At 28.8% G+C, this 25,338-nt stretch carries 31 protein-coding genes and 1 tRNA gene; 25 read left to right on the top strand and 7 right to left on the bottom strand.

Going from position 1 to position 25,338, the window contains the following annotated elements:
- Window positions 1-65: 65 nt before the first annotated feature.
- The 10 genes from tig (at window position 66) to ELQ09_RS06520 (ending at window position 8,847) form a co-directional block, all read left to right on the top strand.
- Window positions 66-1,400, top strand: a complete 1,335-nt coding sequence (gene tig / locus ELQ09_RS06475; protein WP_070316663.1) for a trigger factor — start codon at window positions 66-68, stop codon at window positions 1,398-1,400.
- Window positions 1,400-1,984 carry an ATP-dependent Clp endopeptidase proteolytic subunit ClpP gene (clpP, locus tag ELQ09_RS06480; RefSeq protein ID WP_002806309.1) on the top strand — a complete coding sequence of 195 codons (585 nt, stop codon included), beginning with the start codon at window positions 1,400-1,402 and terminating at the stop codon, window positions 1,982-1,984. The genes tig and clpP overlap by 1 nt, the downstream gene beginning before the upstream one ends.
- 35 nt (window positions 1,985-2,019) lie before the next feature.
- A complete protein-coding gene (gene def / locus ELQ09_RS06485; RefSeq protein ID WP_088303918.1) occupies window positions 2,020-2,547 on the top strand; it encodes a peptide deformylase in 528 nt (175 codons plus the stop codon).
- A complete protein-coding gene (locus ELQ09_RS06490; RefSeq protein ID WP_088303917.1) occupies window positions 2,544-4,049 on the top strand; it encodes a YifB family Mg chelatase-like AAA ATPase in 1,506 nt (501 codons plus the stop codon). Before def ends, ELQ09_RS06490 begins: the two co-directional genes overlap by 4 nt.
- Before the next feature lies 1 nt (window position 4,050).
- A complete protein-coding gene (locus tag ELQ09_RS06495) occupies window positions 4,051-4,749 on the top strand; it encodes an NYN domain-containing protein (protein WP_002937165.1) in 699 nt (232 codons plus the stop codon).
- On the top strand, window positions 4,733-6,103 hold the full coding sequence (locus tag ELQ09_RS06500) for an NAD(P)H-hydrate dehydratase (protein ID WP_134263850.1): 1,371 nt from the start codon (window positions 4,733-4,735) through the stop codon (window positions 6,101-6,103). The genes ELQ09_RS06495 and ELQ09_RS06500 overlap by 17 nt, the downstream gene beginning before the upstream one ends.
- Window positions 6,094-6,660, top strand: a complete 567-nt coding sequence (gene purN / locus ELQ09_RS06505) for a phosphoribosylglycinamide formyltransferase (protein WP_070316667.1) — start codon at window positions 6,094-6,096, stop codon at window positions 6,658-6,660. Before ELQ09_RS06500 ends, purN begins: the two co-directional genes overlap by 10 nt.
- Window positions 6,661-6,731: 71 nt before the next feature.
- Window positions 6,732-7,451: a TerC family protein gene (locus ELQ09_RS06510; RefSeq protein ID WP_134224902.1), complete on the top strand. Its 720-nt coding sequence runs from the start codon at window positions 6,732-6,734 to the stop codon at window positions 7,449-7,451.
- Window positions 7,444-7,653 carry an alkylphosphonate utilization protein gene (locus ELQ09_RS06515; RefSeq protein WP_070316669.1) on the top strand — a complete coding sequence of 70 codons (210 nt, stop codon included), beginning with the start codon at window positions 7,444-7,446 and terminating at the stop codon, window positions 7,651-7,653. Before ELQ09_RS06510 ends, ELQ09_RS06515 begins: the two co-directional genes overlap by 8 nt.
- Before the next feature lie 9 nt (window positions 7,654-7,662).
- Window positions 7,663-8,847 carry a metallophosphoesterase gene (locus ELQ09_RS06520; protein WP_134224903.1) on the top strand — a complete coding sequence of 395 codons (1,185 nt, stop codon included), beginning with the start codon at window positions 7,663-7,665 and terminating at the stop codon, window positions 8,845-8,847.
- 12 nt (window positions 8,848-8,859) lie between these two features.
- On the opposite strand, the gene ELQ09_RS06525 is transcribed toward ELQ09_RS06520, so the two are convergent.
- On the bottom strand, window positions 8,860-10,218 hold the full coding sequence (locus tag ELQ09_RS06525) for a hemolysin family protein (RefSeq protein ID WP_134224904.1): 1,359 nt from the start codon (window positions 10,216-10,218) through the stop codon (window positions 8,860-8,862).
- A gap of 98 nt (window positions 10,219-10,316) precedes the next feature.
- Window positions 10,317-11,516, bottom strand: a complete 1,200-nt coding sequence (locus tag ELQ09_RS06530) for a putative transporter (protein ID WP_044305710.1) — start codon at window positions 11,514-11,516, stop codon at window positions 10,317-10,319.
- A 192-nt stretch (window positions 11,517-11,708) separates the two neighbouring features.
- Here ELQ09_RS06530 and ELQ09_RS06535 point away from each other — a divergent pair, with 192 nt between their 5' ends.
- Genes ELQ09_RS06535 through ELQ09_RS06555 form a run of 5 tightly spaced genes read left to right on the top strand, consistent with a single transcriptional unit; the run spans window position 11,709 to window position 16,589 of the window.
- Entirely contained in the window at window positions 11,709-11,825 is a 117-nt protein-coding gene (locus ELQ09_RS06535) for a hypothetical protein (protein ID WP_011812694.1), read from the top strand.
- A 10-nt stretch (window positions 11,826-11,835) separates the two neighbouring features.
- Window positions 11,836-12,840: a Fe(3+) ABC transporter substrate-binding protein gene (locus ELQ09_RS06540; RefSeq protein WP_052825522.1), complete on the top strand. Its 1,005-nt coding sequence runs from the start codon at window positions 11,836-11,838 to the stop codon at window positions 12,838-12,840.
- Window positions 12,840-14,456 (top strand): iron ABC transporter permease, encoded by a 1,617-nt coding sequence (locus ELQ09_RS06545; RefSeq protein ID WP_052825523.1) that lies wholly within the window; start codon window positions 12,840-12,842, stop codon window positions 14,454-14,456. Before ELQ09_RS06540 ends, ELQ09_RS06545 begins: the two co-directional genes overlap by 1 nt.
- Window positions 14,440-15,348, top strand: coding sequence for an ABC transporter ATP-binding protein (locus tag ELQ09_RS06550; protein WP_079460951.1), 909 nt, complete (start codon window positions 14,440-14,442; stop codon window positions 15,346-15,348). The genes ELQ09_RS06545 and ELQ09_RS06550 overlap by 17 nt, the downstream gene beginning before the upstream one ends.
- A gap of 35 nt (window positions 15,349-15,383) precedes the next feature.
- Window positions 15,384-16,589, top strand: coding sequence for a saccharopine dehydrogenase family protein (locus ELQ09_RS06555; RefSeq protein ID WP_052825525.1), 1,206 nt, complete (start codon window positions 15,384-15,386; stop codon window positions 16,587-16,589).
- 12 nt (window positions 16,590-16,601) lie between these two features.
- Here the strand turns inward: ELQ09_RS06555 and ELQ09_RS08420 are convergent, their stop codons facing one another.
- The 3 genes from ELQ09_RS08420 to sodB form a co-directional block, all read right to left on the bottom strand.
- On the bottom strand, window positions 16,602-16,964 hold the full coding sequence (locus ELQ09_RS08420) for a hypothetical protein (protein WP_052825526.1): 363 nt from the start codon (window positions 16,962-16,964) through the stop codon (window positions 16,602-16,604).
- Window positions 16,965-17,073: 109 nt separating this feature from the next.
- Window positions 17,074-17,292, bottom strand: a complete 219-nt coding sequence (locus ELQ09_RS08425; protein WP_052825527.1) for a hypothetical protein — start codon at window positions 17,290-17,292, stop codon at window positions 17,074-17,076.
- A gap of 67 nt (window positions 17,293-17,359) precedes the next feature.
- Complete coding sequence (sodB, locus tag ELQ09_RS06570; RefSeq protein ID WP_052825528.1) at window positions 17,360-18,022, bottom strand: superoxide dismutase [Fe]; 663 nt, start codon at window positions 18,020-18,022, stop codon at window positions 17,360-17,362.
- Between the two features lie 268 nt (window positions 18,023-18,290).
- Here sodB and ELQ09_RS06575 point away from each other — a divergent pair, with 268 nt between their 5' ends.
- Window positions 18,291-18,473: a hypothetical protein gene (locus ELQ09_RS06575; protein ID WP_052825529.1), complete on the top strand. Its 183-nt coding sequence runs from the start codon at window positions 18,291-18,293 to the stop codon at window positions 18,471-18,473.
- Window positions 18,474-18,609: 136 nt separating this feature from the next.
- On the opposite strand, the gene ELQ09_RS06580 is transcribed toward ELQ09_RS06575, so the two are convergent.
- Window positions 18,610-18,684: transfer RNA gene (locus ELQ09_RS06580), tRNA-Glu, on the bottom strand.
- A 149-nt stretch (window positions 18,685-18,833) separates the two neighbouring features.
- On the opposite strand from ELQ09_RS06580, the gene ELQ09_RS06585 reads away from it, so the two are divergent.
- Entirely contained in the window at window positions 18,834-19,397 is a 564-nt protein-coding gene (locus tag ELQ09_RS06585) for a manganese efflux pump MntP family protein (RefSeq protein WP_052825530.1), read from the top strand.
- Here ELQ09_RS06585 and miaA read toward each other — a convergent pair.
- On the bottom strand, window positions 19,383-20,252 hold the full coding sequence (gene miaA, locus ELQ09_RS06590) for a tRNA (adenosine(37)-N6)-dimethylallyltransferase MiaA (RefSeq protein ID WP_052825531.1): 870 nt from the start codon (window positions 20,250-20,252) through the stop codon (window positions 19,383-19,385). The two genes, ELQ09_RS06585 and miaA, sit on opposite strands and share 15 nt — an antisense overlap.
- 70 nt (window positions 20,253-20,322) lie before the next feature.
- Here miaA and mqnP point away from each other — a divergent pair, with 70 nt between their 5' ends.
- The 8 genes from mqnP to ELQ09_RS06630 are packed head-to-tail and all read left to right on the top strand — an operon-like array spanning window position 20,323 to window position 25,338.
- Window positions 20,323-21,207 carry a menaquinone biosynthesis prenyltransferase MqnP gene (mqnP, locus tag ELQ09_RS06595; RefSeq protein WP_134263851.1) on the top strand — a complete coding sequence of 295 codons (885 nt, stop codon included), beginning with the start codon at window positions 20,323-20,325 and terminating at the stop codon, window positions 21,205-21,207.
- A complete protein-coding gene (locus ELQ09_RS06600; protein WP_002854663.1) occupies window positions 21,198-21,695 on the top strand; it encodes a hypothetical protein in 498 nt (165 codons plus the stop codon). Before mqnP ends, ELQ09_RS06600 begins: the two co-directional genes overlap by 10 nt.
- Window positions 21,692-22,207 (top strand): hypothetical protein, encoded by a 516-nt coding sequence (locus tag ELQ09_RS06605; protein WP_002851715.1) that lies wholly within the window; start codon window positions 21,692-21,694, stop codon window positions 22,205-22,207. Before ELQ09_RS06600 ends, ELQ09_RS06605 begins: the two co-directional genes overlap by 4 nt.
- A 12-nt stretch (window positions 22,208-22,219) precedes the next feature.
- Window positions 22,220-23,182, top strand: coding sequence for a GTP 3',8-cyclase MoaA (moaA, locus tag ELQ09_RS06610; RefSeq protein WP_052776106.1), 963 nt, complete (start codon window positions 22,220-22,222; stop codon window positions 23,180-23,182).
- A gap of 2 nt (window positions 23,183-23,184) precedes the next feature.
- Window positions 23,185-23,928: a 7-carboxy-7-deazaguanine synthase QueE gene (locus ELQ09_RS06615; protein WP_052776107.1), complete on the top strand. Its 744-nt coding sequence runs from the start codon at window positions 23,185-23,187 to the stop codon at window positions 23,926-23,928.
- Window positions 23,925-24,506, top strand: coding sequence for a 6-carboxytetrahydropterin synthase (locus ELQ09_RS06620; RefSeq protein ID WP_002858675.1), 582 nt, complete (start codon window positions 23,925-23,927; stop codon window positions 24,504-24,506). The genes ELQ09_RS06615 and ELQ09_RS06620 overlap by 4 nt, the downstream gene beginning before the upstream one ends.
- A complete protein-coding gene (locus ELQ09_RS06625; RefSeq protein WP_070316675.1) occupies window positions 24,506-24,931 on the top strand; it encodes a cytochrome c in 426 nt (141 codons plus the stop codon). The genes ELQ09_RS06620 and ELQ09_RS06625 overlap by 1 nt, the downstream gene beginning before the upstream one ends.
- Window positions 24,931-25,338 (top strand): hypothetical protein, encoded by a 408-nt coding sequence (locus ELQ09_RS06630; RefSeq protein ID WP_070316676.1) that lies wholly within the window; start codon window positions 24,931-24,933, stop codon window positions 25,336-25,338. Before ELQ09_RS06625 ends, ELQ09_RS06630 begins: the two co-directional genes overlap by 1 nt.

Below are 25,338 nucleotides of genomic sequence, written 5' to 3' on the forward strand. Positions count from 1 at the left end.
TATGCAAGTAATAAGGAAAAATTTGCTATCATTGAAAGCAAATTTTATTTTATAAGGAAAAAACTATGGAAGTAAAGGCAAAGCAACTAGATTCTGTTAATGCGACTGCTAGTGTAAAAATTCCTTCAGGAATGATCAAAAGTGAAGTAGAAAATTTAGCAAAAAAAGCTTCTAAAAGTGTAAAAATGGACGGTTTTAGACCAGGAAAAGTTCCTGTAAGTGCTGTACTTAAAAGATATGAAAGAGAACTCACTCAAGATGCAGAACAAAATCTTTTTAAATCCTCTGTAAATAGTGCTTTACAAGAACTTAAAAAAGAAAGTAAAGAGCTTGTAGGTGAGCCATATTTTGAAAAATTTGATCGTAAAGATGGAGAAATTATTGCTGAGTTAATACTTTCTTTTAAACCTGAAATTAAACTTGATGGTTATGAAAAACTTATCCCTGAATATCAAACTCCAAAAGTAAGTAAAAAAGAAATTGATGAGAAAAAAGATGAACTTTTAAAGCGTTTTGCTACTCCTGAAGCTATAAAAACAAAAAGAGCTTTAAAAGAAGGTGATTTTGCAAAATTTGATTTTGAAGGTTTTGTAGATGATAAAGCTTTTGAAGGTGGTAAAGCTGAAAATTATGTTTTAGAAATTGGTTCTAAGCAATTTATTCCAGGTTTTGAAGATGGTATGGTAGGAATGAAAATAGGTGAAGAAAAAGATATCAAAGTAACTTTCCCTAAAGAATACGGTGCGACGCATTTAGCGGGTAAAGATGCAGTATTTAAAGTAAAACTACATGAAATTCAAGAACTTAAAATTCCAGAACTTGATGATGAAATGCTTAAAAAACTTTTACCAGGAGAAGAAAAAGCTAGTGTTGAAGTTTTAGATGAAAAATTAAAAGAGCAAATCAAAAATGAAAAACTTTTTAAACTTGTAAATGATGAATTAAAAGGCAAATTTGCAGATGCTTTGATTGAAAAATATAATTTTGATTTACCTAAAGGCATAGTAGAACAAGAAACTGATATGCAAATGCGTGCGGCTTTTAATACTTTTAGCGAAAAAGAAATTGAAGAGCTTAAAGCAAGTAAAGAAAAATACCAAGAAAAACGTGATTCTTTTAAAGAAGAAGCGCAAAAAAGTGTAAAACTTACTTTTATTATTGATGAGCTTGCAAAATTGCGTAAGATTGAAGTAAATGATCAAGAATTGATTCAAGCGATTTATTTTGAAGCATATCGCTATGGTATGAATCCAAAAGAGCATTTAGAAAACTATAAAAAACAAGGAGCTTTACCTGCTGTGAAAATGGCTTTAATTGAAGAAAAACTTTTTAATGATATTTTTATGCCAAAAACAGAAAAATCGGAAAAAGCGAGCAAAAAAGAGAAAGAAGATAAATAATGTTTATTCCTTATGTTATTGAAAAATCTAGTCGTGGTGAAAGAAGTTATGACATTTATTCACGCCTTTTAAAAGATAGAATTATTATGTTAAGTGGTGAAATTCATGATGAACTTGCCGCTTCTATCGTAGCACAACTTCTTTTTTTAGAAGCTGAAGATCCTACGAAAGATATTTATCTTTATATCAATTCTCCAGGTGGTGTAATTACAAGTGGTTTTAGCATTTATGATACTATGAACTATATCAAACCTGATGTTTGTACGATTTGTATAGGACAAGCTGCTTCTATGGGAGCATTTTTGCTTAGTTGTGGCGCAGAAGGAAAACGTTTTGCTTTGCCTAATTCACGTATTATGATTCATCAACCTTTAGGTGGAGCTAGAGGTCAAGCCACAGATATTGAAATTCAAGCCAAAGAAATTTTAAGACTCAAAACTATACTTAATGATATTTTGGCAAAAAATACTAAGCAAAAAGTTGCAAAAATAGCAAAAGATACAGAAAGAGATTTTTTCATGTCAGCACAAGAAGCTAAAGAATATGGGCTGATTGATAAGGTTTTGGAAAAAAGTTTTAAATGATTTCTTTGGAGATCATTTAAAACAAAGGCTTTTTAATGGTTAGAAAAATTATCACTTATCCCAATCCTAGACTTTTTTTAAACTCTGAAATTGTAAATAAATTTGATACAAAACTTCACACCTTACTTGATGATATGTATGAAACTATGATAGCAAGTAATGGAGTAGGTTTAGCAGCTATTCAAGTGGATATTCCTTTGCGTGTTTTACTTGTGAATATTTTTAATGAAAATGATGAACAAAAAAAAGAAGATTTGCTAGAGATTATCAATCCTGAAATTATTCCTTTAGATGAAGAAATGATCACTTGCATAGAAGGATGTTTGAGTGTGCCAGATTTTTTTGAAGAAGTGAAACGCTATAATCATATCTTGCTTAAATATCAAGATCGCTTTGGAGAATTTAAAGAACTTGAAGCAAAAGGTTTTTTAGCTGTGGCTATTCAACACGAAAATGATCATTTAAATGGACATTTATTTATAGAAAAAATTTCCTTTGCCAAGCGTCAAAAATTCGATAAAGAATTTAAGAAAAAGAAGAAAAATCATAAAAAAGAGAAATGAAAAAACTAAAGTGCATAAGCTTTCATGAAGGCTTAGACATTATAGAGGTAGAATCCACTTTTACAAGAGGTTTGCCAAATTTAAGCATAGTAGGGCTTGCAAGTGCAGCGATTAAGGAAAGTGTCGAACGCATCAAAGCCACGCTTTTAAGTTGTGATTTTGCTTTTCCTGCTAAAAAAATTACTATCAATCTTAGTCCTTCAGGCATCCCAAAAAAGGGATCGCATTTTGATTTGGCTATCGCTTTATTAATTCTTTTGCAAAATGAAGAATTAGATGACTTTTTTGTAGTAGGAGAATTAGGACTTGATGGAAGTATTAAAAGTACAAATGAGCTTTTTTCTTTGCTTTTGTTTCTCTCTGCTAAAATTAAAAAAGCTAAAATCGTTGTTCCAAAAAGTATAGCGCAAAAAGCTTCCATGATACCAAATTTGGAGGTTTATGGACTTGAAAATTTAAATGAAGCAATAGAGTTTTTTAAAGAAAAAAATTATGAAAATTTTCGCTTTTCTCACAATCATCCTTTATTCGCAAGCCCTTTACAAATAGAAAATGAAATTTTTTTACAAAATATGGATTTTAAACTTGATTTTAAAGACATCAAAGGACAAGAAAAAGCCAAAAGAGCTTGTATGATAGCTGCTTTAGGTATGCATAATATCTTATTTGAAGGAAGTCCAGGAAGTGGTAAAAGTATGTGTGCTAAACGCCTTGTTTATATCATGCCTCCTCAAAGTTTAAGTGAAATTTTAATGCAAAATGCTTATATGTCTTTAGATTCAAAAGATTGTGAATTTACTAAAATTCGTGCTTTTCGTCATCCTCATCATACTTCTACAAGAGCAAGTATTTTTGGCGGAGGAACAAAAAATGCTAGAATTGGAGAAGTCGCACTTGCAAATGGTGGAGTATTGTTTTTTGATGAATTTCCACATTTTAACAAGCAAATCATAGAGAGTTTAAGAGAACCTTTGGAGGATCATAAAATTCATATTTCAAGAGTAAATTCTAAAATCACTTATGAAACAAAATTTAGCTTTATAGCTGCCCAAAATCCTTGTCCTTGCGGAAATTTATTTTCTAAAAATCTTTCTTGTGTTTGTAGTGAAAATGAGATTAAAAAATACAAAAATCACATTTCAGCTCCTATTATGGATAGGATTGATCTTTATGTAGCTATGGATGAGATCAGCAAGGATGATAAAACAAGTATAAGTTCTAAAGAAATGAGTGAAAAAATTTTACAAGCTTTTATTTTTGGTAAAAAACGAGGGCAAAAAGAATTTAATGGGAAATTAAAAGATGAAGATTTAAGTCGTTTTTGTGTATTGGAAAAAGATGCTAAAGATACGCTAGATTTAGCAATTTCACGTTATAATCTTTCTTTGCGATCGCTTAATAAAATTTTAAAAGTTTCAAGAAGTATAGCAGATTTAGAACAAAGTCTTAATATTAACAAAACCCATATTTTAGAAGCTTTAAGCTTTAGAGCAAGGAATTAAAATGGAAAATAAAAGTATAGCTATCTTTATAGATGCAGAAAATATCCCTGCAAAATACGCTAAAAGTATTTTTGATATCGCTTCAGATTATGGAGAGGTTATCATTAAACGCATTTATGGGGATTGGACTCAAAAAAATATACAAGGTTGGAGAGAGCAAATTGCTGAATATTCTTTAATCGCTATGCAACAATTTAATTTTGCAGCCAACAAAAACTCAAGCGATATGTATTTAATCACTGAAATCATGTCCATATTTTATGAAAAAAATATAGATATTTTTGTTATTGTTTCAAGCGATAGTGATTATACTTCACTCATTCAAAAATTAAGAGAAAATAAAAAACAAGTTATAGGAATGGGGCTTGAAAAGTCTATAAAATCTTATATAAATGCTTTTAGTGAATTTTTTTATTTAGATAAAGATGAGAGTAAAAAAGAAGATATTTTAAGTAAGGATTATTTAAGAGCTTTAATCAATATCACCGAACAGCTTATCGATGAAAAAGGGCGTGCCGAATACGCACAAATCCGCACTAATATGAACCGCAAATACTCGGATTTTCATCCACAAAATTATGGTTTTAAGAATTTTCGTGCTTTGATCCAGAAATTTTTACCCAAAATGAAAAAATTTGAAGAAGAAAGAGAAAAAAATATATATTTTTTGGTGAAAAAAGATTATGAAAGCTATTATTGATAATATAAAAATTTTAGAACAAAATGCTATAAATAAAGGCTTAGATGAGCTTATTTTAATGGAAAATGCGGGATTAAATTTAGCTAAGCTAATTAAAAAAGAAGCTAAAAAAATTCGCATTCAATGCAAGATTAAAAAAGTAAAAATACTTTTTTTATTAGGTGGGGGTAACAACGCTTCAGATGGCTTGGTGGCTTTAAGAAATTTAAAACACGCTAAAGCTTATAAAATAGGCTTTAAAGAAAATACGCTTTTTAAAAAACAAGAGCAAATTTTACAAAATTATGCTTTTAAATTTTGTAAAAAAGAACCCGATTTTAAGAAATTTCATATTATTGTTGATTGTATTTTAGGCACAGGTTCAAATCGTTGTTTAGATGAAAAAACAAGTTTAATCATTCAAAAAGTTAATCAAAGCAAGGCTTTAAAAATAGCTTGTGATATACCTACAAATTTGGGATTTTATCCTTGTTTTAAAGCTGATATTACACTTTGCATGGGAGCTTTAAAGGAAATTTTACTTGAAGATTTTGCTAAGGAATTTGTAGGAAGGATTAAAATAGCCAATTTAGGCATTAACTCTAAGCAATTTTACCCTAATTCTCAAGCTTTTTTGCTTGAAAAAAAAGATTTAAAAACTATAGATAGAAAAATCAACGCCAATAAAGGAAATTTTGGCCATATTTATATAGTTGCCAATGCAAGTGCTGGAACTTTAGCAGGACTTGGAGCCTTAAATTTTGGAGCAGGTCTTGTTTCTTTAGTAGCACAAAAAAGTTTCTCGCCTCTTTTGATGTTAAAAGAAAAAATTGAAAATAATGCAAGTGCTATTGCTTTAGGTATGGGGCTTGAAAATTTGGATTTTCTAAAAGATGAAATTTTGCAAAACACTCCTTTGATCTTGGATGCAAACTGCTTTTTAAGTGAGGCTTTGCTTTGGTATTTAAACAGAAAAGATGTCGTTATAACCCCTCATCCAAAAGAATTTATAAAACTTTATAAAATGTGCTTTGATGAGGATTTAGATATAGAAACATTGCAAAAAAATCGCTTTTTCTATGCTAGAAAATTTTCACAAAATTATGATTGTGTTCTTGTTTTAAAAGGAGCAAATCCTATTATTGTGCAAAAAGAAAAATTATTTGTTGTAAATTTAGGAAATCAAGCCTTAGCTAAAGGTGGGAGCGGAGATGTTTTAAGTGGAATGATTGCTGCACATTTAGGTTTTGGTTTTAGCGCTTTAGAAGCAGTAAAAAATGCTACTTTAGCTCATGGACTTGTTGCAAAAAAATATAAATTTAATAAAAATAGCTTTGACGCTTTAAAACTTATCAAAGGATTAAAATGCTTGTAAAATTAGCTGTACTTTTTAGTGGAAATGGAAGTAATTTAGAAAATATTTTAGAAAAACTTCATAAAAAAACCATAAGGGAAAATACCTATGAAGTAGTACTTTGCCTTTGCAATAAAAAAGACGCTTTTGGTATACAAAGAGCAAAAAAATTTGGCCTTGATACTGTCATTGTTGATCATAAGGCTTATAATACTCGTGAAGAATTTGATGCAATTTTGGTACAAAAAATCAAAGAAAGTGGAGCAAATCTTACTGTATTAGCAGGTTTTATGAGAATTTTAAGCCCTGTTTTTACAAAAAATATTAAGGCAATTAACCTTCATCCTTCTTTATTGCCACTTTTTAAAGGAGCACATGCGATTAAAGAAAGTTATGAAAGTGATATGAAAGTGGCTGGTGTGAGTGTGCATTGGGTCAGTGAAGAACTTGATGGTGGAATGATTATAGCTCAAAAAGCTTTTGAAAAAAGAAATTTGAGTTTTGAAGAATTTGAAGAAAAAATTCATAGTCTAGAACATGAAATTTTACCCTTAAGTGTGATTGAAATTTTTTCTTAAAGAATTAAAGGTATTTGCTTTAAAACTATAAAATATCGCTTTAAAAAATTTTAAAATTTTCAAGGAAATTTATGTTTGAATGGATATTTAGTATTGATGCTTGGATTACTTTAGCTACTTTAAGTGCTCTTGAAATTGTACTAGGGATAGATAATATCATTTTTTTAGCTATTTTAGTAAGTAAACTACCCCCTAAACATCGTGATAAAGGACGTATTTTAGGTTTAGCTTTTGCAATGATTACAAGAATTTTACTTCTTTTATCTCTTTTTTGGGTGATGAAACTTGTAACACCTTTGTTTAGTGTATTAGGCAATGAAATTTCAGGAAGAGATCTGGTTCTTTTACTAGGTGGGCTTTTCTTGATTGTAAAGTCTATTAAAGAAATTAAAGAGCAAATTTCTCATCAAGAAGAAAGTCAAAGTCATTTTAAAGCAAGCAATAAACTTTGGATAGTTGTAGCTGAAATTGCTGTGATTGACATAGTGTTTTCGCTTGATAGTGTTATTACCGCAGTAGGAATTGCTCAAGATGTAACCATCATGATTATCGCTGTTATTATCGCAGTAGCTGTGATGCTTTTTGCTTCTAAACCTATAGCAAATTTCGTTGAAAAATATCCAAGCATTAAAATTTTAGCCTTAGCTTTTTTGGTGTTAATAGGCGTAGTTTTAGTTGCTGAAAGTTTTGATATTCATATTGATAAGGCATATATTTATACTGCTATGGTTTTTGCTTTAGTGGTGCAAATTTTAAATATTTTAGATCAAAGAAAGGAAAAAAATGGCTAAAGACGCTAATGGAACAGAACTTAACGCAGGTGATAGCGTGAGTGCAATAAAAGATCTTAAGGTTAAAGGTGCAAGTACAACTTTAAAACGTGGAACTACTATAAAAAATATTAAGCTCACTTCTAAAGAAGGTGAAATTGAGGCTAGAGTAGATAAATTTGGCGTTATTGTTTTAAAAACTGAATTTTTAAAGAAAATCTAGGCAAAGAATGTGAGAATCTTACTTGTTTTAAGAGGGAATTATTACGCAGGACAAGAAGAATTTATCAAAAATAATAAACTTCAAAATTATACACTTGATTTAAATGCTTTGCGTCTTTTATCAGGAAGCGTTAAAAATATAGTCAGTGAATATAAAATTTTAAATGTTAAAAATGATGAAGATTTGAGTAAAATTTTACTCAAACTTCTAGAAATGCGTATGCAAAAAGGTGAGTTTTGCATCATAAACGCTTACAATGAAACATTAAAAATTTATAAAGACTTAGCTAAACAATATCGCTATAAAATGTATGTTATTGTTTTTGATAGCTCTTTAAAACAATGTCAAGAAAAAAATCTTTTAGAAGCTAAAAAAAATGGATATATCATCCCTTATGCTCTTTTGGAAAAAACTCAAGATTTACTCAAAAAAAATCCAAAAAAATACGCAATTTTAGACTCAAGTGACTGGAAAAAATGTCTTTACCAAATGCCAAATTTAAGCAAATACAAAAAAATTCATCATATAGGAGATTTACAAGGTTGTTATAGTGTTTTAAAAGAATACATTAAAACAATCAAAGAAGATGAATTTTATATATTTTTAGGAGATTATATCAACAGAGGTATAGAAAATGGCAAAGTAATAAAATTTCTTTTAAAAATTTGTGAAAAAGAAAATGTATGCTTACTAGAAGGAAATCACGAAAGACATCTTATAAAATGGGCTAATGGAGAATTGTCAAATTCCAAAGAATTTAATGAAAATACTTTAAAGGATTTTAGAAAAGAAAAACTTACTCCAAGAGATGCTAGAAAACTCTATCCTCATCTAAAAGAATGTTTATACTACAAATTCCAAAATAAATTCATATTTTGTTCACATGGAGGAGTAAATTTTATACCCTCCAAACCTGAAAAAATAAGTTTTATACCAAGCCATGATTTTATTTATGGTGTAGGTGGATATGAAGACAGTCAAAAAATAGCAAATCAATTTTGTAATTTCACCTCGGACAATCTTTATCAAATCTTTGGACACAGAAATAAAGAAAAACTTCCTATGAAAATAGCCAAAAGAGTATTTTTATGCGAGGGTAAAATAGATGATGGTGGATATTTACGCGTAGTTACACTAGATAAAAAAGGTTTTGAGTGTATAGAAATTAAAAACCAAATTTACAAAAAGAAATAAGCCTAAAGAGGCTTATTCTTCATCTTTATTTGTTTTTTTAACCACCTTAACACGCTCTATAGAATTCCCATCCATTTTTTTAACTTCATAGTAACAAAGTTCATCTTCAATGCGATCTCCTACTATAGGCAAGCGTCCTAAAAGATTAAATACATATCCACCTATAGTAACTTGTTCTAAATCCTCATTATAGTTTATTACAAGCATTTCTTCAACAGTTTCTATATCGCATCGTCCTTGAAATTCATAGATATTTTCAGCAAGTTTTTTATAGCTGTCTTCTTCATGCTCGCTTTTAATTTCGCCAATAATTTCTTCCATGATATCTTCCATGGTTAAAATTCCAGCAGTTCCACCATACTCATCAACTACTAATGCAGTATGAGAGCGTTCTTTATTCATCATTACAAGTACTTTTGAAATGCTGATATTTTCAGGAACTAAAATCAAAGGTTTAACAAAAGTATCTAAATTTTGACTTTTATGGCTTAATTCATTTTGTATTATATCTCGTATGTGTATCATCCCTAAAATAGTATCTTTAGAACCGTCAATATAAGGAAAGCGAGTATGTTTATGTTCACAAATGATTTGCATATTTTCTTCGTAACTTTTTTGTTTATTTAGACAAATCATATCTTTTCTAGGAGTCATAATCTCTTTAGCAACAGTATCTGAAAAATCAACAGCATTGCGTATGATCTCTGTTTCAAATTCATCTAAAACTCCACCTTTTTGACTCTCACTTGCTATGATTTTAATTTCTTCTTCGCTATGAGTTAGCTCGCTTTCTTTAGCAGGTTTTATTCCAAAAAGTTTCAAACTTATAGCTGCTAAAAAATCGAAAATTTTAATACAAGGCAAAAAGAGTATCCAAAACCAATGAAGAGGTCTAGCTATAAATAAAACCGCTTTATCTGCAACTGCAATAGCTATACTTTTTGGCACAAGTTCTCCTAAAACCACATGTAAAAGAGTAATAATACTAAAAGCAATAATAAAAGCTATAGTATGGATAATAACAGTGCTAAAACCAAGATTAATAAGCGGAATTTCTAGCATTTTTGCAATAGCAGGCTCACCTATCCAACCAAGAGCTAGAGAACTTAAAGTGATTCCTAATTGACAAGCACTAAGATAAGTATCAAGTCTTGAAGTAACCTCCAAAGCTTTCTTGGCACCAGCTTTTTTTTCTTTTACCATCTCTTCAAGCTTGGAACGACGTACTTTAACAATACTAAATTCAGACAAAACAAAAAAACCATTTAAAAACACTAGAGCAAGTGCAACAACAACCATAAGTATAGAATATCCTGCATCAAAAGATGCTGTAGAAGTTTGGTTTAAATCCAAAACCTGACTGGGGTCCAATGAAGCTCCTTAAGAAATAAAATATTATTAAACCTTATTATACACAATTAAAAGTAAATTTAATATTTGAATTTTTTCTTGTATTTTATAAGAAAAAACTAAGACTTATAAGAAATATTTTTCTCAAATTCTTTTAAACGCTTATATATACTTCTAAGTTGAGTGATAGTTGTCCAGTTTGTGATAAAAACACTAAAAGAGCTTCGTACTTGATCAAAAGCATTGTTAATCTGCATTACAATACCAAGTCCTATAGCTCCAGCAAAAAGCCCTGGTGCCATGATTAAAAATGGCACTATAACTATCATTTGCTCAAATAAAATGAGCCAAATATTAAAATATCCATAATGTAAAAAAAGTCTTTTATAGTTAAATTTAAGCCCTGTAAAAAGCTCTATCATAGTCTCATTTTTAGCGTATTCTTTGCGATTATCCTCAGCATAAACAAGCTCTTTTCTTAAAGCTGCTTCAGCTTTTTGATTGTTATATTCAAGTCCAGGAAGCTTAATACCTACAAACCATGACACAACCAAGCCTCCTAAAGAAATCAAAAGTGCAATATAAACAAGCAAACCATCAATGTTTTTTAAAAAATAAAAAGAAGAATTTTCGCTTAAATTTGCAAATAAAGCTTTACTCACAACATCACTTAAACTCCATAAAATCGGAATAAATGCTACAAGGGTCATCAAAGCTTTTATAAAACTAAGTCCTAAACTCTCTACGATTTTAGAAAAATTATAAGTATCTTCTTGAATTCTTTGCGAACTTCCTTCTATATTATCATCTTTATTTTTCCAAAATTTTAAATAAGAAAAAGTCATAGCCTCACGCCACTTAAAAGCATAGACGCTAGCAAAATAGATATTAATCGTAGCGATTAAAACATAAGGAATAGCAATAGCCAAAAAAACTAAAATCAAAGCATAAAAATCATTTGCTGAATAATTTGGCTTTTCAATCATAGCCCTAGAGTTGAAAAAATATTCTAATAAATTTTGATAATAATACAATGCGCCTTTATTGATAAAATTAGCTTTTTGGAAATTTTGCTCAGCTCTTTGATTAGCCTCTTGGATTAAAGTGGTATTATTTTCAAGATTTTCTTCTATTTTTTGCGTAGAATTAGAATCCAAAAGTTCTATTTTTGGCTTTTGTAAAACATTGTAAAAATCACTATACCATGAATTGATTGCAACGTTTAAGCTTGTTTGTATATATAAGAAAAATAACAGTAAAAAAAGTCCCAAATAAGCCCATAAAGCCCATTTTTTACTTGCAAAAAATGAAGAAAACATGCTACCACCTTTTAAAAGAAAAATTTTAATCAACTTTATTTAATCAAGAGTTTATTAAAAATCATAAATTTATCAACACATGTGTCAAAAATAAACCTCTTTATTCTTTAAAGAAATATAAAAATATAAAGATTACGTCATATTTACTTTTTAATATTAATATTTCTTATCAAAATATCTAAAAAGGAATTAATGTCTATGAAAAAAATAATTTTATTTTTACTATGCGTTGGCTTTGCTTTTGCTTGCTCTGAACATTCTCATACTGATTTTAAAGATCTTAATAAAACCGAGTATAATTCTCAATAAAGGATAAAATATGAAAAAAATCTTTCTTATGTTTTTAACGGCTTTTTCATTTTTAGGTGCTAGTGAGCTTAATATTTACTCAGCAAGACATTATGATGCTGATTTTGAAATCATCAAAAAATTCGAAGAAAAAACAGGTATTAAGGTCAATCATACTCAAGCTAAAGCTTCAGAACTTATTAAAAGGCTTTCTCTTGAAGGAAGTAATTCCCCTGCTGATATTTTCATCACAGCTGATATTTCAAATCTTACAGAAGCTAAAAATTTAGGACTTTTATCTCCTGTTTCATCAAAATATTTAGAAGAATTTATACCTGCTCATTTAAGAGATAAGGATAAAGAATGGTTTGCGATCACAAAAAGAGCAAGAATTATTGCTTACAACAAAAACGCAAATATCGATATTAGCAAAATGAAAAATTATGAAGATTTAGCAAGAGCTGAATTTAAAGGAGAAATTGTTATGAGAAGTGCTACAGCTCCTTATAGCAAAACTCTTTTAGCATCTATTATAGCTAATGATGGAAATAAAGAGGCTAAAGCATGGGCTAAAGGTGTGCTTGATAATCTTGCGACAAATCCAAAGGGTGGAGATAGAGATCAAGCCAGACAAGTATTTGCAGGCGAAGCTAAATTTGCAGTTATGAATACTTATTATATAGGACTTTTAAAGAATTCTAAAAATCCAAAAGATGTAGAAGTGGGGAATTCTTTGGGTATTATTTTTCCTAATCAAGACAATAGAGGAACGCATATTAACATTAGCGGTATTGCTATGACAAAATCAAGTAAAAATCAAGATGCGGCTAAAAAATTTATGGAATTTATGTTAAGTCCTGAAATTCAAAAAATTCTTACTGATAGTAATTATGAATTTCCTATAAGAAATGATGTAGAATTAAGCCAAACGGTAAAAGATTTTGGAACTTTCAAAGAAGATCAAATCCCTGTGAGTAAGATAGCAGAAAATATTAAAGAAGCGGTTAAAATTTACGATGAAGTCGGTTTTAGATAATGTATAAAACCCTAAAATACTATAAACTCGGGGCAATTTTACTTGCCCTTTTTCTTGCTTTACCTATTTTTGGTATTTTTGCTGAACTTTTTTATATTTTATTTCAAAATTTTAATACAAGTAATTTAACCCAATTTTCATCTATTAAAGAAAATTTGAGTCATTTTTTTGATTATTTATTTTTAAAATTCATCAAAGATACTTTTATAATTAGCGTGGGAGTATTGTGTTTAAGCTTGATTTTGGGTGTGAGTTCTGCTTATTTGATCGCAAATTATGATTTTTATTTCTGTAAAATTTTAGAAAAATTACTCATTTTACCCTTAGCCATACCTGCTTATATTTTAGCCTTTGTTTATGTGGGAATTATGGATTTTCAAGGATTTTTTCACGAAAATTTTGGCTTTAGGATAGATTTTTTCAATCATTATGGTGTTATTTTTGTTTTGGCTATTTCTTTATATCCTTATATTTATTTATTTGCTAAAACAGCTTTTAAAAGTGAAGCTAAAGAGGCTTATGAAGTAGCTAAAATCATGAAATATTCTGAATTTAGATTTTTTACACGCGTGGCACTTTTGAGTGCAAGACCTGCCATTTTTTCTGGAGCTTTATTGGTTTTAATGGAAACTTTGAGTGATTATGGTGCAAGTGCTTATTTGGGAGTGGATACTTTTTCGGCTGGAATTTTTAAACTCTGGTATGATTTGAATGATTCTTATTCTTCTAGTGTTTTATCGGGTATTTTAATGCTTTTTGTATTTTTGATTATGTATGTGGATTATTATTATAAAAATAAACATCATTATAGTTTTAATCAAAATTTAACTCTTTTTATCAAAAAAAGAAAATTAAATCCTATTAAACAAATTCTATCCTGTATTTATTGTTTTATGATTGCTTTTGTAGGTTTTATTTTACCTTTTATTTGGCTAGTTTATTGGGGACTAAAAGATCATAAGCTTTTTGAATCGCAATTTTATATTATCAGTTTTCAAACTATAATCTTAGCTTTAATCACTGCTTTAATTACCACTTTTTTAGCTTATTTTTTGATGTTTAGTTCTAGGATAGTTAAGAATCATTTTTTTAATTTATTTATTTTAAAAATAAGTTCTTTGGGTTATTCTATACCTGCTGCTGCTTTAGGGATTAGCATTATAGTGCTTTTTGTATTTTTGGATAAATTTTTTCACATGAGTTTATTGGGAAATTCTTTACTTGTTCTTGTTTTTGCTTATATAATTCGTTTTTTAGCAGGTGCAATTTATTCTTTAGAAGGGGGTTATAATAAAATTCATCTAAATATTGATGAAGCAAGTTTAAATTTAAGAGCGAGTTATTTTATTTTATTTTTTAAAATTCACACACCTTTAATGAAACATTTTTTATTTTTGGCTTTTATTATTGTTTTTATTGATACGATTAAAGAACTTCCTTTAAGTAGAATTTTAGCGCCTTTTGGCTTTGAAACTTTAAGTGTTAAAGCTTTCTGGTTTGCAAGCGATGAAAGAATTTATGATGCAGCTTTGCCTTCCTTGTTTATCGTTTTTCTTTCTTTAATGGTTGTTGTTTGGATGGATAAAATCACAAGGAAAGATGATGTTAGAAATTAAAAATTTATCTAAAAATTTCGGAAAAATACAAGCTTTAGAAAATATCAATCTTCATGTCAAAGAAGGAGAATTTTTAAGCATTTTAGGAGGTAGTGGAAGCGGAAAAAGCACGCTTTTAAGAATTATTGCTAAGCTTGAACAAGCTAGTTCTTATGATTTGTTTTCTTGCAAAGGTGAAGTGGCTTTGATGTTTCAAAATTATGCTTTATTTCCTCATTTAAATGTTGAGAAAAACATACTTTTTGCACTTTATGATAAAAAAGATAAAAATCAAATTTTAAATCATTTGCTTAAAACTTTTGAAATTGAAGATTTAAGATATAAAAAAATCGATGAAATTTCAGGAGGGCAAGCGCAAAGAGTGGCTTTTGCTAGAGCTATAGCAAGAGGATGTAAGCTTTTGCTTTTAGATGAACCTTTTTCTAATTTGGATCAAAATTTAAAACAAGATTTAAGAAGAGAATTGAAAAAAATGATTGAAAATCAAAGCATTACAGCTATTATGGTAACTCATGATATTGAAGATGCTTATTGCATGTCTGATCAAATCGCTTTTTTAGAAAAAGGAAAAATTTTAGCTCATGCAAATCCTAAAGAGCTTTATTTTAAGCCTGATTTTAAAAGTGCGCAAATTTTACCTGATTTAAATATCATAGAAAAAAAACTTGATTTAGAAGATGAATTTTTTGCTTGGATAGCTTCAAAAAATTATATTTTTGGTTATGCAGAACTTAAAATAGGAAATCGCTTTGAGGCTAAAATTTTACAAAAAGAATTTTTAGGGGCTTTTTATAGACTTAAGTTAAGATATAAAAATATAGAATTTTTTATGTTATTAAGCTCAAATTATAACTTAGAAGAAAAAATAAATTTTGATATTATCAATTTTTAGCTAAAATTCCTAAAAATCTTTTAAGGACAAATTTCATGAAAAATCTTTTAATCATAGGCGCAGGTGGGGTAAGTCGTGTGGCTACTGTAAAATGCACAATGAATTCTGATACTTTTAGCAAAATCACTTTAGCTAGTAGAACAAAAAGCAAATGTGATGAAATCGCTGCTTTTATCAAAGAGCGTTTAGGGGTTCAAATTGAAACGGCGCAAATTGATGCTGATGATAGCAATGCGGTTGTAGAACTTATCAAGAAAACAGGAGCACAAATTTTACTCAATGTTGCTTTGCCTTATCAAGATTTGAGTTTAATGGATGCTTGTATAAAAGCAGGGATTGATTATGTAGATACGGCAAATTATGAACATCCTGATTTAGCTAAATTTGAATACAAAGAGCAATGGGCGAGAAATGATGAGTTTAAACAAGCAGGAATTTTAGGACTTTTAGGAAGTGGATTTGATCCTGGTGTAACTAATGTTTTTTGTGCTTATGCACAACAAAATTTATTTGATGAAATTTCTTATATAGATATTTTAGATTGCAATGCAGGTGATCATGGCTATGCTTTTGCGACCAATTTTAATCCTGAAATCAATCTGCGTGAGGTTTCTGCTAAAGGGCGTTATTGGGAAAATGGCAAGTGGATAGAAACAGAACCGATGGAAATAAAAATGGAATGGGATTACCCAGAAGTAGGTGTGAAAGATAGCTATTTGCTTTATCACGAAGAGCTTGAGAGTTTGGTAAAAAATATCAAAGGTTTAAAAAGAATACGCTTTTTTATGACCTTTGGACAAAGTTATTTAACTCACATGAAATGTCTTGAAAATGTTGGAATGCTAGGGATTAAACCTGTAATGCACCAAGGAAAAGAAATCATTCCTATAGAATTTTTAAAAACCTTACTTCCTGATCCTGCAAGTTTGGGACCACGCACTAAAGGTTATACCAATATAGGTTGTGTAATTCGTGGTAAAAAAGATGGAAAAGACAAACAAGTTTATATTTATAATGTTTGCAATCACGAAGAATGCTATAAAGAAACTGGTGCACAAGCTGTGAGCTATACTACAGGTGTTCCCGCTATGATAGGCACGAAATTAATCGCTAAAGGAATTTGGCAAGGAAAAGGCGTATTTAATATGGAAGAATTTGACGCTAAGCCTTTTATGGAAGAGCTGAATTCTCAAGGACTTCCTTGGAAGATTATCGAAATGACTCCGAGTTTAGGGGAGTAAGTGCTAAAGCACTTACTTTTGTCCTATATAAATAAAGTGATCCACACTGCCTTCAAAATTATACAGATTAATTAATTCATAATCTCCCCAAAATAAAGGTTTAAAAGGTTTAAAATCTTCTTTTAATTCTTCTATGTCTTTAGTAAAGCGTATATATGAAGAACCGCTTAATCTACCACTTGGACATCCTTTTACTTCACGCAAGCCATTATCCATAAGTTCTCCTCTTTCATACATACTATAGCCTTTATCGCTCATCATGGTTGCAAATATAACAGCCCCTTCATTGCATAATTCATAAAATTCTTGCACAGCTTCTTTAAAAGCTTGTTTTGTAAGATAATATAAGCTTTGATTCGCAAATATAAAATCCATTTTTGTATTGAAGAGTTTTTTAAAACTAGAATTAGGAGATATGATGTGAAAATTTTTAGAATCTAAGCAAGGATCTTTTTCCCAAACTTTTTTTAAACTAGGAACTATATCAATGCCATAAGGCTCTATACCCCCCCCCTGTTATATTTTTAAAATACCCAGAATGCACTCCATTTCCACAACCAAAATCAAGCAATTTTCCGCTTGTTTTGTTTAGTTTGTATTTTAAGATCCTCTCATAAAATCTTATAACATGACCATCAGGATATTGAAGTCCATAACCTTCTTTGTCATATTTTTGAGTATATGCAGATAAAGAATTATCCATTTTCAGCCTTTTTGTATAGAATTTTGACTTAATGTCAAAATCCATTCTAGCACAAAAAGGATTAAAATTATTTTACAGGATGAAGTTCATTTGCGTAAAAGCTAACCGATCCCATACCTTCTTTTAAAGCCCATTCATAAGCTTTTGCAACAAATTCCCAATTGATATGAGCATAGAATTTCTCTAAATAAGCAGGGCGTGCATTGCGATGATCTACATAATAAGCATGTTCCCAAACATCTACAACAAGTAAAGGAACTTTATCTTCAGTAATTGGTGTAGCTGCGTTTGAAGTACCTACAAATTCTAGTTTTTGATTTTTAGTATTATAAACTAACCAAAACCATCCTGAACCAAAAACTCCTGTAGCACCTTTGATAAATTCAGCTTTGAAATTTTCTAAAGATCCAAATTCTTTTTCTAGTGCCGCTTGTAAATTAGCATCCATACTTTGACATGAACCACCACAGCCACAGCCTGCACTTGGCTTAATACAATCAAAATAAAAATCATGATTATAAACTTGAGCTGCGTTATTAAATACGCTCCCATTTGAAGTTTTAATAATACTTACAAGATCTTTGCCTGCAAATTCAGTATCTTTAATAAGATTATTTAGATTTGTAACATAAGTATTGTGATGTTTTCCATGATGATAGCTAAAAGTTTCAGCACTCAAAAAATCACCAAAAGCATTAGTATCATAAGGTAATTTTCTTAATTCAAACATAATTTCTCCTTTATTTTTAGTTTGATATTGAAAATATTACCATAATAATATTAAAAAGAGTAAAAACATCTTAAAAGCTTGGTGGGTAAAATTTCTATTTGTTTAACCTATAATAAAATAAGATATATTTATAATATATTTTAATAAAAATTTAAATATATATAAAAAATTATATTTTTTTGAAATATTTTTACAAAAAATATCTATTTGTTGATTTTTAATAATTACAATTAATTTGCAACTAAAAATTATTCATAAGGAGGAAAATATGAAAAAAGTTGTACTAATCTCAGCATTACTAGGTGCTTTCGCAGTTAATGTTTTTGCAGCTAATACTCCAAGCAATGTGAATCAAACACATACAAAAGCTCATCATTCAAAAGCTAAAGCTGATAAAAAACATGAAGCTAAAACTCACAAAAAAACAAAAGAGCAAACATCAGCTCAATAATGCCCAGCCTTGATATAAGTCTATAATAGACTTATATCAAAAGCTATTCGTATTCTACAAAATAAATTATTAATATTTATTAAATTTTTAACAGAAAAAATGAAAAAATCATTATTTTAAAAGAAAAATTAAAAAGTGGTGACCCATACGAGACTCGAACTCGTGTTACCGCCGTGAAAGGGCGATGTCCTAACCGCTAGACGAATGGGCCACTTTTAAGGAGTAAAAAATAAAAATGAAATTGAATTATATATATTTATTTCTTAAAATTTAATTAAATATATCAAAATTATGTGATTTTTATTTTTGTTTGATTATAATTTCATCTTCAATTTTTTATAAAATTTTTTAGGATTTATTATGGATTTTTATAGTCTTATTTTTTTATCCTGTGCTTTAGGAATGGATGCTTTCGCTGTATCGCTATGCAAAGGTTTTAGTGTTAAAAAACTACATTTAAAACATTATCTTATTGTTGGGATTTATTTTGGTGGATTTCAAGCCTTGATGCCAACTATTGGTTATTTTATAGGCATAACTTTTATATCTTTTATTGCGAGCATTGATCATTGGATAGCTTTTATTTTACTTTCTTTAATAGGATTAAAAATGATCAAAGAGTCATTGGAAAATGAAAATTGCGATAGTAATGCCAACCAATTTGGCTTTAAAACCATGCTAGCTTTAGCAATTGCTACGAGTATCGATGCATTAGCAGTTGGTGTGAGTTTTGCATTTTTAAATGTAAATTTATTATTAGCTATATTTTTAATAGGTATTATCACCTTCATTTTATGCATCATTGCTCTAAAAATAGGAAATAAATTTGGAATTTATCTTAAAAATAAAGCTGAACTTTTAGGCGGATTGGTTTTAATTATACTAGGAGTAAAAATTCTAATAGAACATTTATTTTTCGATTGAAAATTTCATTCTTAAAGTAGCTAAAGCTTTATCAAATTCCAAGGCTTTACTTTGAAATTTTTTATTAAAAGTTCTTTGTCTTTTGGCAAGCTGCGTAGTATGTATCGTGATTAAATTTTCAAGCTCTTTAAAGGAAATTTCTCCATCTAAATACTCTTTACACTCTTTCAAACCTATAGAATTTAATGCTTTAAGTTTATGATCAAATTTAGAAAAAAGAATTTTTGCTTCATCTAAAAGCCCATTATCAAGCATTTCTTTTGTTCTAGTTTTAATACGTTTTTTTAAAATTTCTTTATCCCACGCAAGCTCATAAATTTCTATATCTTTAAGCACCCCAGTTTTTTGTGTTCTTTTTAAAAATTCACTAGGAATTTCTCTTGTTTGTTCATAAATACCCAGCCATTTTTTTAATCTATAAGTATCATTTTTTTCTATTTTATAGTTTGGATCAATATTTAATAAAAGAGCATAAATTTCATCATTATTTAAAGAACTATGTGGCTCTAAAGTTTTTTCACTTAAACCATCTATCATAGTTTTTAAATAAAATCCAGTTCCACCTACTATAATCAGAGGCAAATTTCTAGCTAAAGCAAATTCTTTTGCTTTTTGGTATTCCCTTATGAATAACTCAACATTAAAATGTTCATTCACACTCAATAAATTTACCCCGAAGTATTTTATACTCGCAAGATCATCTTGTGAAGGCTTGGCACTTGCTATATTAATCTCTTTATAAACACAAAGACTATCAAGACTTAAAACAACAGCATCAAATTCTCTTGCTAAAGTATTGGCTATGTATGTTTTTCCACTCGCGGTTGTTCCTATTAATGCTATTTCAAAAAACATTTTAATATTTATCCTAAAATTTATAAAAATTTTAGTAAAATCATAGCAAAAAATATTTTAAAGTAGAAAAATGAACACATTCTGGATAAAATTTAAAGATATTTTAGAACTTGTAGTATTTAAGCATTCTATTTTTGCTTTGCCTTTTTTATTTTCCTCTATGATTGTAGCATCAAAACTTGCAAATGACACTGCTTGGTTTGGTTTTAAGGCATTGATTTTAGGCATTATTTGTGCGGTAAGTGCAAGAAATTTTGCGATGGCTACAAATCGTTTAATGGATGAAGATATAGATAAGGATAATCCTCGTTGTGCAAATCGCCCTAATGTCAGTGGAAAAATAGGTAGAAAAAGTGTATGGATTTTTATTATTATTAATGCACTTATTTTTATATCATGTTCTTATTTTATTAATACCTTGGCCTTTTATTTGTCTTTTCCTGTGCTTTTTGTATTGGCTATTTATTCAGCTTTTAAACGCTTTAGTTCTTTAGCGCATTTAGTTTTGGGATTTTGTTTAGGACTTGCGCCTATTGCAGGAAGTGTTATAATTATGGGTGAAATTCACATTTATAGCGTTATTTTATGTTTAGGTGTAACTTTTTGGACAGCTGGGTTTGATCTGCTTTATTCTTTACAAGATATGGAGTATGATAAAAAAATAGGACTTCACTCTATTCCTGCTAAATTTGGTTCAAAGACTACTTTATTTATATCAGCTTTTTGCCATATTTTAGCGGTATTATTTTGGCTTCTTTTTGTGTGGGAAGTTTGGGGTGTAGCACTTGGAAAAATAGCACTTATTGGAGTAATTATAAGCGGTATTATTTTAACCTTGGAACATAAAATTGTTCACAAGAATTTTGCTCATATTGATAGAGCATTTTTTACTCTAAATGGTTATTTAAGTATTATCTTTTTTATTTTTATTTGGATTGATTTATTATGGAATTAACACTTTTTAAAGCAGGATTTGAAGCTCATTTAGAATGTTGTGAAATAGAAAATAACCGTTTTCTTGGAGAATACCTAAAACTTGGAGCAATTTCTCAAATTTTAAAATGGAAAAAACTTGCTTTACGCATTGATTTTGATGAGGGTGAAAAAATTATTTTTGATCTTCTTTTAAGTCTAAAAGAAGATATTTTAAGGCTTGAAAATTCTTTAGATAAAAATAAAGAACTTATACCACTTAAACAAAAAGGGGTAATAGAATCTTTAAATTTTGAATATCTAAATTTTTTGGATACTATTTTAGAAGAAGATAAAGAATATTATTTAAGATTTGATTTAAATAATCAAAAAATAGCTATTTTTATCAAAGCTCAAAGTCAAACATTGGCAAAAATTATCAAAATTAAGCCTGAAGACAAAATGGCTTTTGATGCTTTTGTTGTTGAAATTCAAAGAAATATGATAAGAAATAAGAAAGGCCAAGAATGAGTGATGATGTACTTTATTTAGTTTTTATAATTGTGCTTTTAATTGCAATGCTAGCCTACATGAATATCAAAGAAAGAGAAAATAATGCAAAAATAGCAAAACTTCAAAATGTGATAGAAGATATTACCAAAGAACTTCATTATTTTCGTAAAGAATTAGGAGTTAAAGATGATAGTGAAGAGGATGAAGACTATAAAACCTCTCTTTTAAAAGAAGAAATTATGATTGAACTTGATAAACAAATCAGTTCAAAAATCACTCCTGTTTTAAGAACACTAAAAACTATGGAACATATCATAGAAGATTTTCAAAATGAACAACAAAATCGTCTTTTAAATTTAGAACAAAAAGCACAAAGCATGGCTAAACTTACACCAAATTACGATACAGAAGAACAAAAAATAGAAAATCTTTTCAAAGAAGGAAAAAGCATAGAACAAATCGCTAAAGATTTACGCATTGGCACTGGAAATGTAGAACTTGTCTTAAAATTTAAGAAATTAATAAAATAGAATGGAAAATAAATGCTTATAGATCAATTCGGTAGAAAGATAAATTATCTTAGAATTTCAGTTACACAAAGATGTAACTTTCGCTGCCTTTATTGTATGCCAAAAATTCCTTTCGATTATCAGCCAAAAGAAAATTTATTAAGCTTCGAAGAACTTTTTTTATTTGTTAAAGCAGCTATAGACGAAGGAATTGAAAAAATCCGTATAACAGGTGGGGAACCTTTATTAAGAAAAGATTTAAGTATTTTTATAAAAATGATTAGCGATTATAAAAGAGATATTGACCTTGCTATAACTACAAATGGATTTTTACTAAAAGACTTCGCTAAAGACCTAAAAAATGCTGGACTTAAACGACTTAATATTTCACTTGATACCCTAGATCACAAAAAAGCAAAAACTCTTGCGCAAAAAGATATATTAGATAGTGTTTTATCTGGAATTGATGAAGCTTTAAATCTAGATTTGAAAGTAAAACTTAATACTGTAGCTCTTAAAAATTTAAACGATGATGAACTGATATCTCTTTTGGAATTTGCAAAATCAAAAAAAGCTCAAATTCGCTTTATAGAATTTATGGAAAACACTCATGCTTATGGTAAATTACAAGGATTAAAAAGAGATGAAATTATACAAATTTTGAGTCAAAAATATCAAATTCAACTTATAAAAAAAGATGAAAAAGCACCTGTGAGTATTTATAAGGCAGATGATTATGAATTTGGAATTATAGATCCTCATAGCCATGAATTTTGCGATTCTTGCAATCGCATACGCTTAAGTGCTGAAGGCTTGTTAATACCTTGCCTTTATTTTGATGAAGCATTAAGCATAAAAGAAGCGGTTCGAAAAGGTGATATTAAAGCCGCTGTAGAAATATTACAAGAAGTATTAAGAAATAAACCAGAAAAAAATAAATGGAGTGTTGTTGATAATGAAACCTCATCTCGTGCTTTTTATCAAACTGGAGGTTAATTTTGCAACTTGTTGAAAGTTTCTTAAGCATTCAAGGAGAAGGAAAATATAATGGAAAATTAGCTATTTTTATGCGTTTTGCTGGTTGTAATTTCAATTGTTTAGGTTTTAATGTAAAAATATCAAAAAACGATAAAACTCTCATCGGATGCGATACAATAAGGGCTGTTTTCACAAAAGATTTTAAAGAAAGTTATGAAACTTTAAATGCTAATGAACTTTTAAAAAGAGTAACAAAATTAAAACAAGACTTTGATCCTATAGTTGTTATCACAGGTGGAGAGCCATTAATCCATTATGAAAATCCTGAATTTATAGAATTTATTCAAATGTTATTAAAAAATAAATTCGAAATACACTTTGAAAGCAATGGAAGCATAGAAATTGATTTTGATAGATATCCTTTTTACAAAGAATGTATTTTTGCTTTAAGCGTTAAACTCCAAAATAGTGGGATAAAAAAAGATAAACGATTAAATTTTAAAGCTTTAAAAGCATTTAAAAATTACGCAAAAGATAGTTTTTATAAATTTGTTTTAGATGCCAATACCCTTGATAATTCATTTTTAGAAATCAATGAAATTCTAAAAGAAGCTCCAAATCAAATTTTTTGTATGCCTATGGGTGAAAATGAGCAAAACCTTAAAAAAAATGCTCAAAAAATTGCTGAATTTTGTATTAAGAATGGTTATAATTATTCTGATAGAATTCATATTCGTCTTTGGAACGATAAAGAGGGTGTATGATTATAAGAAAATTATTTGAATTTGAAAACGCACACATTGTTAGATTTTGTTCTTCTAAGCGTTGCAAAAGTAGCATTCATGGACATTCTTACAAAGTTGAAGTTTTACTTGAAAGCAAATATTTAGATAATGCTGGAATGGTCTATGATTTTGGACTTTTAAAAACCTATATACGCCAAATTATTGATAGTTTTGATCATGCTATCACTCTTTTTAAATATGATGATGCAAAATATTTAGAAGAAATGAAAAAATATTCAAGTCGTTGGATTTGCCTGCCTGTTAATGTAAGTGCTGAAAATTTTTGTCGTGTATTTTTCATACTTATAGACGCTTTATTAAAACAAACAAAAATGGTAAATGGAGAACAAGGAGTGACTTTACAAAGCATCATTGTTCATGAAACAAGAACAGGCTATGCACAAGGTTTTAGAGAAGATGCCTATAGTGAACTAATGCCAAAAATTTCACTTCAAGACATAGAATTTTCCAATGGCATTAAAGCAGAATGGAATGATATAGATTTTTACAACAAATTAAAAAATGAAGAAATTTTTATAAATCCAAAGGAGATTTAATGCAAAAAGCTAAAATTTTAATTGCCTTAAGTTTTTTTTTATTAGTTTTATCTGCCTGTTCTAATGATGAAAAAAATATTTCCAAGACTCAAAATACAGATCAAGAAGTAGTCCAAATAGAACAAAACGATGAAAAAACAGAATTAAGTGACTCCAACCTGCCTTTACCTGTGGATGATGAAGTACAAAGTTCAGATGATGAACATGAAGTCAATCCTAGCATTATCAACTCTTTATATAAACAAAAATGTGCCACTTGTCATGGAGAAAAAGGGGAATTAAAACCTAAAAACAGCACGGCCATTAAAACCTTAGGCAATAAAATTTTTATACAAAAAATAAAAATGAAAAAAGATAAAAATCACAGTTTTTTAAGTGATGAACAAATTCAAAATTTAGCTGATTTTATAAATAAAGGAAAATAATGGATCAAAGTTATGAATTCTTTTTAGCTTTACATCTTTATAGTCTTTATGCGAGCGGTTTTTTAATGCTTTTTTATCTTATATTAACACAAGGGAATTTTAAAACCGAATTCATTTTTATTCGTAGAATACGATTGTTTTTACCAATTTATTATTTATTTTTAGCTTTGATTATTTTTACAGGTTGTTTATTATCAGCAATGAAACAATTTCAAATAAATTTTAATATCTGGGTAATGATTTTTTCTTGGATCTTGATTTTTGCTTTAGCAATTTTTCATTTTATTTGTTTTAAAAGAGCAAGAAGATTTAGAAAATATGCCACTTTTAGATGGATTAGTTGTTTGATTTTACCTTTTGAAATTTTTTTATTGTTTTTGCCTTTTTTAATAGAAAGATATCTATAA

Source organism: Campylobacter sp. CH186 (assembly GCF_004378925.1).
Classification (GTDB): Bacteria; Campylobacterota; Campylobacteria; order Campylobacterales; family Campylobacteraceae; genus Campylobacter_D; species Campylobacter_D jejuni.

Bases quoted from the DNA above. Each gene is read 5' to 3' on its own strand.
- tig (WP_070316663.1), top strand. From the start codon at position 66: ATGGAAGTAAAGGCAAAGCAACTAGATTCTGTTAATGCGACTGCTAGT.
- ELQ09_RS06630 (WP_070316676.1), top strand. From the start codon at position 24,931: ATGGATCAAAGTTATGAATTCTTTTTAGCTTTACATCTTTATAGTCTT.
- clpP (WP_002806309.1), top strand. From the start codon at position 1,400: ATGTTTATTCCTTATGTTATTGAAAAATCTAGTCGTGGTGAAAGAAGT.
- ELQ09_RS06555 (WP_052825525.1), top strand. From the start codon at position 15,384: ATGAAAAATCTTTTAATCATAGGCGCAGGTGGGGTAAGTCGTGTGGCT.
- ELQ09_RS06490 (WP_088303917.1), top strand. From the start codon at position 2,544: ATGAAAAAACTAAAGTGCATAAGCTTTCATGAAGGCTTAGACATTATA.
- miaA (WP_052825531.1), bottom strand. From the start codon at position 20,252: ATGTTTTTTGAAATAGCATTAATAGGAACAACCGCGAGTGGAAAAACA.
- def (WP_088303918.1), top strand. From the start codon at position 2,020: ATGGTTAGAAAAATTATCACTTATCCCAATCCTAGACTTTTTTTAAAC.
- moaA (WP_052776106.1), top strand. From the start codon at position 22,220: ATGCTTATAGATCAATTCGGTAGAAAGATAAATTATCTTAGAATTTCA.
- ELQ09_RS06600 (WP_002854663.1), top strand. From the start codon at position 21,198: ATGGAATTAACACTTTTTAAAGCAGGATTTGAAGCTCATTTAGAATGT.
- ELQ09_RS06550 (WP_079460951.1), top strand. From the start codon at position 14,440: ATGATGTTAGAAATTAAAAATTTATCTAAAAATTTCGGAAAAATACAA.
- ELQ09_RS06540 (WP_052825522.1), top strand. From the start codon at position 11,836: ATGAAAAAAATCTTTCTTATGTTTTTAACGGCTTTTTCATTTTTAGGT.
- sodB (WP_052825528.1), bottom strand. From the start codon at position 18,022: ATGTTTGAATTAAGAAAATTACCTTATGATACTAATGCTTTTGGTGAT.
- ELQ09_RS06500 (WP_134263850.1), top strand. From the start codon at position 4,733: ATGAAAGCTATTATTGATAATATAAAAATTTTAGAACAAAATGCTATA.
- ELQ09_RS08420 (WP_052825526.1), bottom strand. From the start codon at position 16,964: ATGGATTTTATATTTGCGAATCAAAGCTTATATTATCTTACAAAACAA.
- purN (WP_070316667.1), top strand. From the start codon at position 6,094: ATGCTTGTAAAATTAGCTGTACTTTTTAGTGGAAATGGAAGTAATTTA.
- mqnP (WP_134263851.1), top strand. From the start codon at position 20,323: ATGAACACATTCTGGATAAAATTTAAAGATATTTTAGAACTTGTAGTA.
- ELQ09_RS08425 (WP_052825527.1), bottom strand. From the start codon at position 17,292: ATGGATAATTCTTTATCTGCATATACTCAAAAATATGACAAAGAAGGT.
- ELQ09_RS06535 (WP_011812694.1), top strand. From the start codon at position 11,709: ATGTCTATGAAAAAAATAATTTTATTTTTACTATGCGTTGGCTTTGCT.
- ELQ09_RS06495 (WP_002937165.1), top strand. From the start codon at position 4,051: ATGGAAAATAAAAGTATAGCTATCTTTATAGATGCAGAAAATATCCCT.
- ELQ09_RS06575 (WP_052825529.1), top strand. From the start codon at position 18,291: ATGAAAAAAGTTGTACTAATCTCAGCATTACTAGGTGCTTTCGCAGTT.
- ELQ09_RS06620 (WP_002858675.1), top strand. From the start codon at position 23,925: ATGATTATAAGAAAATTATTTGAATTTGAAAACGCACACATTGTTAGA.
- ELQ09_RS06530 (WP_044305710.1), bottom strand. From the start codon at position 11,516: ATGTTTTCTTCATTTTTTGCAAGTAAAAAATGGGCTTTATGGGCTTAT.
- ELQ09_RS06545 (WP_052825523.1), top strand. From the start codon at position 12,840: ATGTATAAAACCCTAAAATACTATAAACTCGGGGCAATTTTACTTGCC.
- ELQ09_RS06510 (WP_134224902.1), top strand. From the start codon at position 6,732: ATGTTTGAATGGATATTTAGTATTGATGCTTGGATTACTTTAGCTACT.
- ELQ09_RS06605 (WP_002851715.1), top strand. From the start codon at position 21,692: ATGAGTGATGATGTACTTTATTTAGTTTTTATAATTGTGCTTTTAATT.
- ELQ09_RS06515 (WP_070316669.1), top strand. From the start codon at position 7,444: ATGGCTAAAGACGCTAATGGAACAGAACTTAACGCAGGTGATAGCGTG.
- ELQ09_RS06585 (WP_052825530.1), top strand. From the start codon at position 18,834: ATGGATTTTTATAGTCTTATTTTTTTATCCTGTGCTTTAGGAATGGAT.
- ELQ09_RS06625 (WP_070316675.1), top strand. From the start codon at position 24,506: ATGCAAAAAGCTAAAATTTTAATTGCCTTAAGTTTTTTTTTATTAGTT.